Annotated in this window: 8 protein-coding genes; 5 read left to right on the top strand and 3 right to left on the bottom strand. The window is 70.1% G+C overall.

Translation table 11 applies throughout. The features are described from left to right. Positions 1 to 21 precede the first annotated feature (21 nt). A complete protein-coding gene (gene holA, locus ACFY3I_RS35575) occupies positions 22 to 1011 on the top strand; it encodes a DNA polymerase III subunit delta (RefSeq protein WP_365288841.1) in 990 nt (329 codons plus the stop codon). Between the two features lie 207 nt (positions 1012 to 1218). Here holA and rpsT read toward each other — a convergent pair whose 3' ends face one another. Continuing rightward, on the bottom strand, positions 1219 to 1485 hold the full coding sequence (gene rpsT / locus ACFY3I_RS35570) for a 30S ribosomal protein S20 (RefSeq protein ID WP_133041041.1): 267 nt from the start codon (positions 1483 to 1485) through the stop codon (positions 1219 to 1221). Positions 1486 to 1706: 221 nt separating this feature from the next. On the opposite strand from rpsT, the gene lepA reads away from it, so the two are divergent. Together lepA and ACFY3I_RS35560 are read left to right on the top strand one after the other, a co-directional pair. Beyond that, positions 1707 to 3581 carry a translation elongation factor 4 gene (lepA, locus tag ACFY3I_RS35565; protein ID WP_365288840.1) on the top strand — a complete coding sequence of 625 codons (1875 nt, stop codon included), beginning with the start codon at positions 1707 to 1709 and terminating at the stop codon, positions 3579 to 3581. A gap of 273 nt (positions 3582 to 3854) precedes the next feature. Beyond that, positions 3855 to 5729, top strand: coding sequence for an AMP-dependent synthetase/ligase (locus tag ACFY3I_RS35560; RefSeq protein WP_390865114.1), 1875 nt, complete (start codon positions 3855 to 3857; stop codon positions 5727 to 5729). Between the two features lie 81 nt (positions 5730 to 5810). Here the strand turns inward: ACFY3I_RS35560 and ACFY3I_RS35555 are convergent, their stop codons facing one another. Both ACFY3I_RS35555 and ACFY3I_RS35550 read right to left on the bottom strand, forming a co-directional pair. After that, entirely contained in the window at positions 5811 to 6374 is a 564-nt protein-coding gene (locus tag ACFY3I_RS35555; protein ID WP_365288838.1) for a response regulator, read from the bottom strand. Then, a complete protein-coding gene (locus ACFY3I_RS35550) occupies positions 6371 to 10474 on the bottom strand; it encodes a HAMP domain-containing protein (protein ID WP_390865112.1) in 4104 nt (1367 codons plus the stop codon). Before ACFY3I_RS35550 ends, ACFY3I_RS35555 begins: the two co-directional genes overlap by 4 nt. Before the next feature lie 102 nt (positions 10475 to 10576). On the opposite strand from ACFY3I_RS35550, the gene ACFY3I_RS35545 reads away from it, so the two are divergent. After that, positions 10577 to 12625: a SpoIIE family protein phosphatase gene (locus ACFY3I_RS35545; RefSeq protein WP_390865110.1), complete on the top strand. Its 2049-nt coding sequence runs from the start codon at positions 10577 to 10579 to the stop codon at positions 12623 to 12625. Between the two features lie 27 nt (positions 12626 to 12652). After that, on the top strand, positions 12653 to 13885 hold the full coding sequence (gene hemW / locus ACFY3I_RS35540) for a radical SAM family heme chaperone HemW (protein WP_390865108.1): 1233 nt from the start codon (positions 12653 to 12655) through the stop codon (positions 13883 to 13885). Positions 13886 to 13953 lie beyond the last annotated feature (68 nt).

Genomic DNA, 13953 nt, shown 5'->3' with positions numbered 1-13953 from the left:
GGCCGTGGGATGCTTGGCGTGATGGCGAAGAAGACTGCTGATGACGACCCGCTCGCCCCGCTGACGCTCGCCGTGGGGCAGGAGGAACTGCTGCTCGACCGCGCCGTGCAGCAGGTGGTGGCCGCTGCCCGGGCCGCCGACGCCGACACGGACGTGCGGGATCTGACCCCGGACCAGTTGCAGCCCGGCACGCTGGCCGAGCTGACCAGTCCGTCGCTCTTCGCGGAGCGCAAGGTCGTCGTCGTGCGCAACGCCCAGGACCTGTCCGCCGACACGGTCAAGGACGTGAAGGCGTACCTCGGGGCGCCCGCCGAGGAGATCACGCTGGTGCTGCTGCACGCGGGCGGGGCCAAGGGCAAGGGGCTGCTGGACGCGGCGCGCAAGGCGGGAGCACGGGAGGTCGCCTGCCCGAAGATGACCAAGCCCGCGGACCGGCTCGCGTTCACGCGGGGCGAGTTCCGTGCGCTGGGACGCTCCGCCACCCCCGAGGCCTGCCAGGCGCTCGTCGACGCCATCGGCAGCGACCTGCGGGAGCTGGCCTCCGCCGTGACGCAGCTCGCCGCCGACGTCGAGGGCACCATCGACGAGGCCGTCGTCGGCAGGTACTACACCGGGCGGGCCGAGGCGTCGAGCTTCACCGTCGCCGACCGGGCCGTGGAAGGACGCACGGCGGAGGCGCTGGAGGCGTTGCGCTGGTCGCTGGCGACCGGGGTCGCCCCGGTGCTGATCACGAGCGCGCTCGCGCAGGGGGTCCGGGCCATCGGGAAGCTGTCCGGCGCGCGGGGCGGGCGGCCCGCCGATCTCGCGCGGGAGCTCGGCATGCCGCCGTGGAAGATCGACCGGGTACGGCAGCAGATGCGCGGCTGGACGCCCGACGGGGTCGCGGTGGCGCTGCGGGCCGTCGCCGAGGCCGACGCGGGGGTCAAGGGCGGCGGGGACGATCCCGAGTACGCCCTGGAGAAGGCCGTCGTGACCATCGCGCGGGCGGCACGGTCGCGAGGCCGGGGCTGACGAACCGCGCCGACCAGAAGAACGGGCCCGCCGGGTATGCCGAAAGCCCCGGCTTCCGCCCTGGGGAAGGGCGAAGTGCCGGGGCATCGGGTTCAAGCTTTTCGAGCCCGTTCCCGCGTGGCGAACGCAGGCCGCGAACAGGCTCAGGGGGCCGGCCGGGGGCGGATGAGAGGGCCCGCCCGGGTCCTACCGGCGTCGTATCAAGTGTCAGCCCTGGAGGGAAGCGACCTTGGAAGCAAGCGCCGACTTCTTGTTGGCGGCCTGGTTCTTGTGGATGACGCCCTTGGAGACGGCCTTGTCGAGCTGACGCGCGGCAGCGCGCTGGTACTCGGTGGCCTTCTCGACGTCACCCGCGGCAGCAGCCTCACGGGCCTTGCGGATCGCGGTCTTCAGGGAGGACTTGACGGCCTTGTTGCGCAGCCGAGCCTTCTCGTTGGTCTTGATCCGCTTGATCTGGGACTTGATGTTCGCCACGAATGAGCCTTTTCAGGTTCTGGTGCGGGACCGTGCAGATCCCGTACCGATGATTTCCAGAAGACGTGCCTCGTGCTGAGAGGGCATGAGACACAGCTGCCCAGAGTAGCAGCGCGGCGGGGACCCGCCCAAACCGGTCCCCGGTCCCCCGTCATGGGACCATGGAGGCTACGTATCGATCCGACCCGAGGCATAAGGCGCCTCAAGAGACAGGACCCTGCGTGCCCGCGACCCCTAACAATGTGCCCGAGCCGAGCCGTACCGACCCGGCGCTGATCCGCAATTTCTGCATCATCGCGCACATCGACCACGGCAAGTCCACGCTCGCCGACCGGATGCTCCAGCTGACCGGTGTGGTCGAGCAGCGGCAGATGCGTGCTCAGTACCTCGACCGGATGGACATCGAGCGCGAGCGCGGCATCACGATCAAGTCCCAGGCGGTGCGTCTGCCCTGGGCCCCGACCGAGGGCCCCGACCAGGGCAGTACGCACATCCTCAACATGATCGACACCCCGGGGCACGTCGACTTCACCTACGAGGTCTCGCGGTCGCTGGCGGCCTGCGAGGGGACGGTCCTCCTCGTCGACGCGGCCCAGGGCATCGAGGCGCAGACCCTCGCCAACCTCTACCTGGCGATGGAGAACGACCTCACGATCATTCCCGTGCTCAACAAGATCGACCTGCCGGCGGCCCAGCCGGAGAAGTTCGCCGAGGAACTGGCGAACCTGGTCGGCTGCGAGCCGGACGACGTGCTGCGGGTCTCCGCCAAGACCGGCCTCGGCGTCGACGCCCTGCTGAACAAGGTGGTCAAGGAGATCCCCGCGCCGGTGGGCGTCGCCGACGCACCCGCCCGCGCGATGATCTTCGACTCGGTCTACGACTCCTACCGCGGTGTCGTCACCTACGTCCGTGTCATCGACGGGCAGCTCAACAAGCGCGAACGCATCAGGATGATGTCGACCGGTGCCACGCACGAGCTGCTGGAGATCGGCACGAACTCGCCCGAGATGCTCGGCGCCGACGGCCTCGGCGTCGGCGAGGTGGGCTATCTGATCACCGGTGTGAAGGACGTCCGGCAGTCCAAGGTCGGCGACACCGTCACCAGCCAGAACAAGGGCGCCACGGAGGCTCTCGGCGGCTACAAGGACCCGAAGCCGATGGTCTTCTCCGGTCTGTACCCGCTGGACGGCTCCGACTACCCGGAGCTGCGCGAGGCCCTGGACAAGCTGCAGCTCAACGACGCCGCGCTCGTCTACGAGCCGGAGACCTCCGCCGCCCTCGGGTTCGGCTTCCGGGTCGGCTTCCTCGGCCTGCTGCACCTGGACGTGATCCGGGAGCGGCTGGAGCGCGAGTTCGGGCTCGACCTGATCGCGACCGCCCCGAACGTGGTCTACCGCGTCGTCATGGAGGACGGCAGCGAGCACACGGTCACCAACCCGAGCGAATTCCCCGAGGGGAAGATCGGCGAGGTGTACGAGCCGGTCGTGCGCGCCACCATCCTGGCGCCCAGCGAGTTCATCGGCTCGATCATGGAGCTGTGCCAGACCCGGCGCGGCACCCTGCTCGGCATGGACTACCTGTCCGAGGACCGCGTCGAGATCCGGTACACGCTGCCGCTCGCCGAGATCGTCTTCGACTTCTTCGACCAGCTGAAGTCGAAGACGCGCGGTTACGCGTCGCTGGACTACGAGCCCACCGGCGAGCAGACGTCCAGCCTGGTCAAGGTCGACATCCTGCTGCACGGCGACAAGGTGGACGCCTTCTCGGCGATCACCCACAAGGACGCGGCCTACGCGTACGGGGTCCGGCTCGTCGCCAAGCTGCGCGAGCTCATCCCCAGGCAGGCCTTCGAGGTGCCCATCCAGGCCGCCATCGGCTCCCGGGTGATCGCCCGGGAAACCATCCGCGCCATCCGAAAGGACGTCCTCGCCAAGTGCTACGGCGGCGACATCTCCCGTAAGCGCAAGCTGCTGGAGAAGCAGAAGGAAGGCAAGAAGCGGATGAAGATGGTGGGTTCCGTGGAGGTTCCGCAGGAGGCCTTCATCGCCGTCCTGAGCAGCGATGACAGCGCGGGATCGGCCAAGAGCAAGAAGTAACCTTCGGTATCGGCCGACCGTGGTCGCAAAACAGGTGCAACAGGGGTCCGTCGTACGAAAGTGCGGCGGACCCCTACGCGTGCGTAGGGTCGCTCTGCGTGGAACATGCGAGGAAACAGACAGGCCGATGCCTCTTACGCGAGGGCCGGTCGCGGCTTACTCTGATCCCTGCTCGATAGTTACTCGCGAGTTAAACAAGTAGTGCGAACCGCACCGTGAGTAAACCCAGCCGCACTGAGCCAGCCGCACCGTCGCGGGCCCCCGGAGGATGTCGTGAGCGACACGCAGACACTGATCGAGAACCGTCCGCCGTCTGTGGCGGCCCTCTTCCTGGAGCGTGTGGCGGCCACACCGGACGCCGAGGCGTACCGGTACCCGGTGCCGGCCGCCTCCGGTGAGGGCCCGGACGACTGGAAGTCGCTGAGCTGGGGGCAGGCGGCCGATCGCGTCTACGCCATCGCGGCCGGTCTCATCGAACTCGGCATCCAGCCCGAGCAGCGGGTCGCTCTCGCCTCCTCCACCCGTGTCGAGTGGATCCTCGCCGACCTGGGCATCCTGTGCGCCGGCGCGGCCACCACCACGGTCTATCCGCAGACCAACGCCGAGGAGTCGGCGTTCATCCTCTCCGACTCCGAGAGCCGGGTGCTCATCGCGGAGGACGCGGCACAGGCCGCCAAGGCCGCCGAGAACCGCGCGGAGCTGCCCGAGCTCGCCCAGGTCGTCGTCATCGACCCGGCCGGCGTCGAGAGCGGCGACTGGGTCATCACCCTCGCCGAGCTCGAGGAGCGCGGCGCCAGGTACCTCGAGACGCACCCCGAGCTGATCAAGGAACGGGTCGGCGCGATCACCAAGGACCAGCTCGCCACCCTCATCTACACCTCCGGCACCACCGGCCGTCCCAAGGGCGTACGACTGCCGCAGGACAACTGGTCGTACATGGCGAAGGCGATCGCCGCGACCGGCCTGGTCGGCCGCGACGACGTGCAGTACCTGTGGCTGCCGCTCGCCCACGTCTTCGGCAAGGTGCTCACGTCCGGGCAGATCGAGGTCGGGCACGTCACCGCCGTCGACGGCCGCGTCGACAAGATCATCGAGAATCTTCCGATCGTGCAGCCGACCTACATGGCCGCGGTGCCGCGCATCTTCGAGAAGGTCTACAACGGCGTCGCGGCGAAGGCCCGCGCCGGCGGCGCGGCGAAGTACAAGATCTTCCAGTGGGCGGCCGACGTGGCCCGCGAGTACGCCAAGGCCACCCAGGACAACTTCCGCCGCACCGGCTCGGCCACCGCCCCCTTCGGGCTCACCGCCAAGCACAAGGTCGCCGACGGACTCGTCTACTCCAAGCTGCGGGAGGCCTTCGGCGGTCGGCTGCGGGCCTGTGTCTCCGGTTCCGCCGCGCTGGCGCCCGAGATCGGCTACTTCTTCGCCGGTGCCGGGGTGCACATCCTGGAGGGCTACGGCCTCACGGAGTCCTCGGCCGCGTCCTTCGTGAACCCCGGCGAGGCCTACCGCACCGGTACGGTCGGCAAGCCGCTGCCCGGCTGCGAGGTGCGGATCGCCGACGACGGGGAGATCCTGCTGCGCGGTCCCGGCATCATGCAGGGCTACCACGGGCTGCCCGAGAAGACCGCCGAGGTCCTGGAGGCGGACGGCTGGTTCCACACCGGGGACATCGGCGAGCTGTCGCCCGACGGCTACCTGCGGATCACCGACCGCAAGAAGGACCTCATCAAGACGTCCGGCGGCAAGTACATCGCGCCGGCCGAGGTCGAGGGACAGTTCAAGGCGGTCTGCCCGTACGTCTCCAACATCCTCGTGCACGGCGCCGACCGGAACTTCTGCACGGCGCTGATCGCCCTCGACGAGGTCGCGATCCTCGAATGGGCCAAGGAGAACGGCCTGGAGGGCAGGACGTACGCCGAGGTGGTGGCGGCGCCGGCGACCGTCGAGATGGTCGACGGTTACGTCAAGGAGCTCAACGAGGGGCTCCAGCGCTGGCAGACCATCAAGAAGTTCCGGCTGCTGCCCCGGGACCTGGATGTGGAGCACGGCGAGATCACGCCGAGCCTGAAGGTGAAGAGGCCGGTCGTCGAGCGCGGTTACAAGCACCTCATCGACGAGATGTACGCCGGGACACGCGAGGCGTAGGGGCGTACGGGCGCGGGGATCCGTGGCGGCCGCTGTCAGTGGTGGCCTGTCGTCGGCGTCCCCGCGCCTTTTCGCGTCCGGTCAGCCGGGGCGCCGGGCGCCGCTCAGCAGCCGGCGCAGTTCCCCTACGTCCTCGCGCAGCGCCGCCATGTCGACGGGTTCGCCGGACAGCCGGTCCTCCAGAACCGTCAGCCGTTTGCTCAGCCCGTCGAAATCGGCCTGTTCGCGTGCCAGAAGTGACTGCAGTTGCTGGTTCTTGCGGTGCAGTTCCAGGAAGACGTTGACCTTCGCCCGCAGCACCCACGGATCGAAGGGTTTGGTCAGATAGTCCGCCGCGCCCGTCGCGTAACCGCGGAAGGCGTAGCCGGCGTCCTCCTCGACTCCCGTCAGGAAGATGATCGGGACGTCCTTGGTCTGGTCGAGGCGTTTGATGTTCGCGGCGGTTTCGAAGCCGTCCATGCCCGGCATGCGGATGTCGAGGAGGACCACGGCGAAACGGCGGCGCAGCAGGGCCTTCATCGCCTCCTCGCCGGAACGCGCGCGCACTATGGGCTCGTTCAGCGACCCCAGCACGGCCTCCAGGGCGATCAGGTTGTCCTCCATGTCGTCGACCAGGAGGATGCCGGCCCGCTCGTCAGTGGTCATCGAACCGTCCGTTCCTCGTCGGCGTTCTCGCCGCCTTCCGTGCCGTCGGGGTCCAGGAGCGCGCAGACGACGGTGAGCAGCCGGTCGACGTCCACCGGTTTGGGGACGTAGTCGTTGGCGCCGCGCGCGATGGACTTCTCCCGGTCGCCCGGCATCGCCTTCGCCGTCAGCGCGACGATCGGCAGGCCGGTCCAGCGGGGAGCCCGGCGGATGGCCGCGATGGTCTCGTAGCCGTCCATCTCCGGCATCATGATGTCCATCAGGACCAGTTCGACGTCCGCGTTGCGTTCGAGGGTCTCGATGCCCTCCCGGCCGTTCTCCGCGTACAGCACGGGCATGCCGACGCGGCCCAGGACGTGGGTCAGCGCGAAGACGTTGCGGATGTCGTCGTCGATGATCAGGACACGCCGGCCGGGCAGGATACGGCCGGCGCGGCCGCGCTGCCAGGCCTCCAGTCCGGCCGGCGCCGGCCAGGAGTCGTCGGTGTCGGGGGCGCCCGTCCTGGCGGGGTCGGGGACCGGCAGCGCGTGCTGTTCGGGGGTGGGTCCGGTCGCCGCGTGGCCGGGGCTGGCGACCGGGACGTACAGGGTGAACGTCGAGCCCCTGCCCTGTTCGCTCGCCGCGACGATACGGCCGCCGAGCAGGCCCGCGATCTCGCGGCTGATGGACAGTCCGAGGCCGGTGCCGCCGTACTTGCGGTTGGTGGTGCCGTCGGCCTGCTGGAACGCCTCGAAGATCACCGGGAGTTTCTCGGCGGCGATCCCGATGCCGGTGTCCGTCACCTCGAAGGCGATCACGTCGTCGCTGCCGTGGACGTAGTGCTGGTCGGGGTCCTTCACCCGGCCGACCCGCAGTTCCACGCGTCCCTTGGCGGTGAACTTGATCGCGTTGGAGAGCAGGTTGCGCAGGATCTGCTGGAGGCGCTGTTCGTCGGAGTGCATCTCTCGCGGCACGTCCTCGCGGACCGTCACCTCGAAGGCCAGGCCCCGGTCCAGGGTCAGCGGGCGGAAGGTGGCGTGGACGTAGTCGAGGAGTTTGATCAACGGCAGGCGCTTGGGGCGTACGTCCATCCGGCCCGCCTCGATCTTCGACAGGTCCAGGATGTCGTTGATGAGCTGGAGGAGGTCGGAGCCCGAGCGGTGGATCGTCGTCGCGAACTGGACCTCCTGGTCGGAGAGCCGGCCGTCCGGGTTGTCGGACAGCAGCCGGGCCAGGATCAGCAGGGAATTCAGCGGGGTGCGCAGTTCGTGGGACATGTTCGCCAGGAACTCGGACTTGTACTGCGAGGACGTCGCCAGCAGGGCGGCCTTTTCCTCCAGTTCCGCGTTCGAGCGCTGTAGTTCGGCCTGTTGTTTCTGGAGTTCGTCCGAGCGTTCCTGGAGTTGCATCGCCAGGCGTTGCGACTCGCCGAGCAGGGACTCCGTGCGCGAGTTCGCGATGATCGTGTTGATGGCCACGCCGATGGTGTTCACGAACTGGTCGAAGAACGCGAGGTGGACGTCGGAGAAGCGGGAGAAGGAGGCCAGTTCGATCACGCCGAGGAGTTTGTCCTCGAAGAGGATCGGGATGATGACGATCGTCGTCGGTGCCGCCTCGCCCAGACCACTGTTGATCTTGATGTAGTCCGGTGGGGTCTCCTCGACGAGAATCCGCTTCTTCTCCCGGGCCGCCTGGCGGACCAGCCCGTGCACCGGCAGGCCGCCCGTCTCGACGATCGCGCCCTGTGCCGAGCCGTAGCCGGCGATGAACGCCAGGCCTTTCGCCGGTACGGCCGTCCCGACGGCGGCGCCGTCCTCGTCGGGGTCGGCCAGGAAGAACGCGCCGTACTGCGCGTTCACCAGCGGGGTCAGCTCGCGCAGGATCAGGTCGGCGACCTCCATCAGGTCCCGGTGGCCCTGCATCAGCGCGGCGAGCCGGGCCAGGTTGGACTCCAGCCAGTCCTTCGCGCGGGTCGTCTCGCGCAGGTTGGCCACCATCAGGTTGATGTTGTCCTTCAGTTCGGCGACCTCGCCCTGCGTCTCCACCGTGATCGACCGGGACATGTCGCCCTGGGCCACCGCGGAGGCGACCTCGGCGATCGCACGGACCTGGGTGGTGAGGTTGAGGGCGAGTTCGTTGACGTTGGTCGTCAGGCGTTTCCAGGTGCCGTACACGCCCTCCACGCGCGCCTGGCCGCCGAGCTGACCCTCGGAGCCCACCTCGCGGGCCACCCGGGTCACCTCGGACGAGAACGACGACAGGGTGTCGACCATCGTGTTGATCGTCGTCTTCAGTTCGAGGATCTCGCCGCGCGCGTCCACGTCGATCTTCTTCGACAGGTCGCCCTGGGCCACGGCCGTCGCCACCTGGGCGATGTTCCGTACCTGTGAGGTGAGGTTGTCGGCCATGTAGTTGACGTTGTCGGTCAGGTCGCGCCAGACGCCGGAGACGCCGAGTACCTGGGCGCGGCCGCCCAGCCGGCCGTCGGTGCCGACCTCGCGGGCCACGCGGGTCACCTCGTCGGCGAAGGCCCGCAGCTGTTCCACCATCGTGTTGACGGTGTCCTTCAGTTCCAGGATCTCGCCGCGGGCGTCGACGGTGATTTTCTTGGACAGGTCGCCGTTGGCGACGGCTGTCGTCACCTGGGCGATGTTGCGGACCTGCGAGGTCAGGTTCAGCGCCATGAAGTTGACGTTGTCGGTGAGGTCTTTCCAGACGCCGGAGACTCCGCGTACCTGGGCCTGCCCGCCGAGGTTTCCTTCGGTCCCGACCTCCCTGGCCACCCGGGTGACTTCGTCGGCGAACGCGGAGAGCTGGTCGACCATCGTGTTGATCGTCGATTTCAGTTCGAGGATCTCGCCCTTCGCCTCCACGGTGATTTTCTTGCCGAGATCGCCCTGGGCGACGGCCGTGGAGACGAGCGCGATGTTGCGGACCTGGGACGTCAGGTTGTCGGCCATGAAGTTGACGTTGTCGGTCAGGTCTTTCCAGACCCCGGACACGCCTCTGACCTGCGCCCGGCCGCCGAGATTTCCTTCCGTCCCCACCTCCCGCGCGACGCGGGTGACTTCGTCGGCGAACGCGGAGAGCTGGTCGACCATCGTGTTGATCGTCGATTTCAGTTCGAGGATCTCGCCCTTGGCGTCGACCGTGATCTTCTGTGAAAGGTCGCCGTTGGCGACGGCCGTCGTCACCTGGGCGATGTTGCGGACCTGCGAGGTCAGGTTCGACGCCATGAAGTTGACGTTGTCGGTGAGGTCCTTCCAGACGCCGGAGACTCCGCGTACCTGGGCCCGGCCGCCCAGCTGTCCCTCCGTGCCGACCTCGCGGGCGACGCGGGTCACCTCGTCGGCGAACGCGGACAGCTGGTCGACCATGGTGTTGACGGTGAGTTTGAGTTCCAGCAGTTCGCCGGTCGCCTCGACGGTCACCGTGCGGGTCAGGTCGCCGCGGGCCACCGCCGTCGTCACCAGGGCGATGTCACGGACCTGCGCGGTCAGCCTGGACGCCATCGTGTTGACGGCCTCCGTGACGTCCCGCCAGCTGCCGGACAGCCGCTGCACCTTGGCCCGGCCGCCGAGCCGCCCCTCGGTGCCCACCTCGCGCGCGACCCGGGTCACCTCGCCGGTGAACAGGGACAGCTGGTCGACCATCTTGTTCACGGCGCGGCCCAGTCTGCGCAGATCCCCGCGCAACTGGCGGCTGCCGTCGTGCAGATCGACGCGCTGGGTCAGATCGCCGCCGGCCACCGCGTCCAGGACGCGCGTGGCGTTGGCGGCCGGGGCCACCAGCGCGTCGAGGATGTGGTTGACGTCGTTGACCCGGGACGTCCAGGCGCCCTGGCCGGGGCTGGCCGACACGCGTTCGTCCAGGCGGCCGTGGCGCACCAGCTCGCGTTTCACGCGCTGCACCTCGGTGTTGAAGTGAACGCTGCGGTCCATGAGCTGGTTGAAGACCGCGGTGAGTTCGCCGACGATCCCCTCCCCGGTCTCCGGCGCCTTCGTGAAGTCGCCGTCGCGGGCGGCGGTCATCGCGGCGAGCAGTGGGCGCAGCTCGGATGCTCGGAGTTGTTCCGGTTTCTGTCCGTCTTCGAGCACACGCGTAGCACTGTTCTCACTCATGGCGGCCCACTTCGGTAACTCGGTGCTTATGGGCGCAGTCAGTCTGTCACTCTGTCCGCATCCATCGGGATGCATTCGTCCGAACTGCTCGGGGAGCTGGACATGGGGGCCATACCCACGCAACGGGAGACCGTGTCCCGGGTCCGTGAGGCGCCTGCGCACCGCGGCGCGCCCGCGCACAGCGAGATGCCCGCGCACGAGGGCACGCCCACACGCGAGGACATGCCCACCCGCGAGAGCGCCTCCGCCCATGACGGCGCCTCCGCCCACGACGGCGCCTCCGCCCACGACGGCGCCGGCGCGTACGCGCAGGGGCGCGCGACCCTCCCCGGGAGCCCGCTCGCCCCGGGTTCCGCCCGTTCGCTGGTGCGCGCCTGTCTCGACGAGTGGACCGACTGCGGCCTGCTGGAGCCGGGGCAGCGGGTCGCCGAGGACGCCATGGTCGTCGTCAGCGAACTCGTCACCAACGCCGTGGTGCACGCCGGCACGGACGTCGAGGTCGAATGGTGGCTGGAGGAGAGTCGGCAGGAGACGGCGTTCGTCGTCGAGGTCACCGACCACCACCCCTCGCGCGCCCCGCGCGACCACCCGGGCGAGACGCCCTACGAGACTCCGGAGTACGGGCGCGGGCTGCGCCTGGTGGCCACGCTCGCCGAGTCCTGGGGGGTCACCTACCGCATCGGCGCGAAGACGGTGTGGGCGCGCCTGACCGGCCGCGGCGGCACCCTCCCGGACGAGCACGAGCTGAAGGTGGCCGAGATCCTCGCGCCGGAGCCGCCCGCGCACGCCACCGCGTTCGAGCGGGGGTCCTCGCCGCGCGCCGAACGGGACCGGGACTGGCTGGACCGGGGCGCGCTGTCGTTCCTCGCCGAGGCCTCCGACCTGCTCGCCGGGCAGCTCGACGAGAACCTGGTGGCGGCGCTCACCGGCCAGCTGATCGTGCCGCGGCTGGCCGACTGGTGCGCGGTGTGGCTGGAGGACGAGTCGACCGTGCGGTCCGGCGGCTGGGGCGACGGGAGCGGCGCGGGCGGTCCGCGGCTGGCCCGGGTCTGGCACGGCAGCGAGAACCGCATCGAGGAGCTGCGCCGGGCGCTGGAGAAGGACCCGCCGTGCGCGACGGGCGGCTTACGGTCGGGGCCCGAGCCGTATCCCTGGCCGGGCGAGGCGCTCGGTCCGCAGGGCGCCCGCGGCTCGGCGCTCTCCTACCGGCTGATCGCGGGCGGCCGCCCGCTCGGCTCGCTGGTGATCGGACGCTCCGGCCCGGCCGGCTTCCCGGACGAGATCACCGGCCTGGTGGAGGACTTCGGGCGCCGGGTCGCCCTGGCCATCGGCGCGGCCCGTCAGTACGCCCGCCAGGCCACCATCAGCGCCGTCCTCCAGCGCGGTCTGCTGCCCGGCGCGGTCGCCGAGATCCCGGGCGTGCGCAGCGCGCTGGTCTACGAGCCGTGCGACAAGGGCGGCCCCAGCGGTGACTTCTACGACCTCTTCCCGGCCGGTGACGGCCGCTGGTGCTTCGCCGTCGGCGACGTCCAGGGCAAGGGCCCCGAGGCCGCCGTCGTGATCGGCCTGGCCCGGCCCTGGCTGCGGCTGCTGGCCCGGGAGGGGTACCGGGTCGCCGACGTCCTGGACCGGCTCAACCAGCTCCTCCTCGACGACGCCACCGAGGCCGCGGACGCCGCCGCGCGGGCCCTGGTCGCCGCCGGCGGCCGGCAGGTGCCGCCCGGCGACGGCCCGCAGACCCGTTTCCTGTCCCTCCTGTACGGCGAACTCACCCCTCTCGAAGCGGGCGGTGTCCGCTGCACCCTCGCCTCCGCCGGGCATCCGCTGCCACTGCTCCTCGGCCCGGACGGCCGGGTCCGCACCGCCGCCCGGCCGCAGACCCTGCTCGGGGTCGTGGAGGACGAGACGTACACGAGCGAAACGTTCGAGCTGGGGTCGGGCGACAGCCTGCTGTGTGTGACCGACGGGGTCACCGAGCGCCGCTCGGGCTCCCGGCAGTTCGACGACGGCGACGGGCTCGCGCGGGCGCTGGCGGGCTGCACGGGGCTGAGCGCCGAACTGATCGCCGAGCGCATCAGGCGGCTCGTGCACGAGTTCGGCGGCGGTCAGCCGGAGGACGATCTGGCGCTGCTGGTGCTCCAGGCGGAGTAAGCGGCGTCGTACGGGACAATGGAGGACATGCCTTCCGCACTTCCCGACGGCGAGCCGGTCCCGGACGACGGCGCGCTCCCCGCGCACGCGCTGGCCGGTGCCGCCGACCGCCCTCTCGGCTTCTACCTGCACGTCCCGTACTGCGCGACCCGCTGCGGCTACTGCGACTTCAACACGTACACGGCGACCGAGCTGCGTGGCACCGGCGGTGTCCTCGCCTCCCGCGACAACTACGCCGACACCCTGATCGACGAGGTCAGGCAGGCCCGCAAGGTCCTCGGCGACGACCCGCGCGAGGTCCGCACGGTGTTCGTGGGCGGCGGCACGCCGACCCTGCTGGCCGCCGCGGATCTGGTGCGGATGCTGGGCGCGATCCGGGACGAGTTCGGTCTCGCCGCCGACGCGGAGGTCACGACGGAGGCGAACCCGGAGTCCGTCGACCCCGCCTACCTGGCGGCCCTGCGCGAGGGCGGCTTCAACCGGGTCTCCTTCGGCATGCAGAGCGCCCGGCAGCACGTGCTGCGCGTCCTGGACCGCACCCACACACCCGGACGTCCCGAGGCGTGTGTCGCGGAGGCCCGCGCGGCCGGTTTCGAGCACGTCAACCTCGATCTGATCTACGGCACGCCGGGGGAGTCCGACGACGACTGGCGGGCCTCGCTGGAGGCGGCCGTCGGGGCCGGCCCGGACCACGTGTCGGCGTACGCGCTGATCGTCGAGGAGGGCACGCAACTGGCCCGCCGGATCCGCCGGGGCGAGGTCCCGATGACCGACGACGACGTGCACGCGGACCGTTATCTGATCGCCGAGGAGATGCTGTCGGCTGCGGGCTTCGACTGGTACGAGGTGTCCAACTGGGCCACCTCGGAGGCCGCGCGCTGCCTGCACAACGAGCTGTACTGGCGGGGCGCCGACTGGTGGGGCGCGGGACCGGGCGCGCACGCGCACGTGGGCGGCGTGCGCTGGTGGAACGTCAAGCATCCGGGGGCGTACGCGGCGGCGCTGGCGGCGGGGCGCTCGCCGGGCGCCGGGCGTGAGGTCCTGACGGACGAGGACCGCCGGGTGGAGCGGATCCTGCTGGAGCTGCGGCTGCGCGAGGGCGTGCCGCTGACGCTGCTGAAGGAGCAGGGGCTGGCGGCCTCGCGGCGGGCGCTGGGGGAGGGGCTGCTGGAGTCCGGCCCGTACGGCGACGGGCGGGCCGTGCTGACGCTGCGGGGGCGGCTGCTGGCCGACGCGGTGGTCAGGGACCTGGTGGACTGACGGGCGCCGCGACGGGGGCTAAGGGGTCTGACGGGCGCCGCGACGGGGGCTAAGGGGTCTGACGGGCA

This window comes from Streptomyces sp. NPDC001068 (assembly GCF_042897315.1).
Taxonomy (GTDB): domain Bacteria; phylum Actinomycetota; class Actinomycetes; order Streptomycetales; family Streptomycetaceae; genus Streptomyces.
Note: the sequence above shows the minus strand (reverse complement) of the source record. Positions and strands in the feature narration are given on the sequence as shown.

What these genes read in the sequence shown, in the direction of transcription:
- hemW (WP_390865108.1), top strand. Translation starts at nt 12,653, where the DNA reads ATGCCTTCCGCACTTCCCGACGGCGAGCCGGTCCCGGACGACGGCGCG.
- ACFY3I_RS35555 (WP_365288838.1), bottom strand. Translation starts at nt 6,374, where the DNA reads ATGACCACTGACGAGCGGGCCGGCATCCTCCTGGTCGACGACATGGAG.
- ACFY3I_RS35550 (WP_390865112.1), bottom strand. Translation starts at nt 10,474, where the DNA reads ATGAGTGAGAACAGTGCTACGCGTGTGCTCGAAGACGGACAGAAACCG.
- ACFY3I_RS35545 (WP_390865110.1), top strand. Translation starts at nt 10,577, where the DNA reads ATGGGGGCCATACCCACGCAACGGGAGACCGTGTCCCGGGTCCGTGAG.
- holA (WP_365288841.1), top strand. Translation starts at nt 22, where the DNA reads ATGGCGAAGAAGACTGCTGATGACGACCCGCTCGCCCCGCTGACGCTC.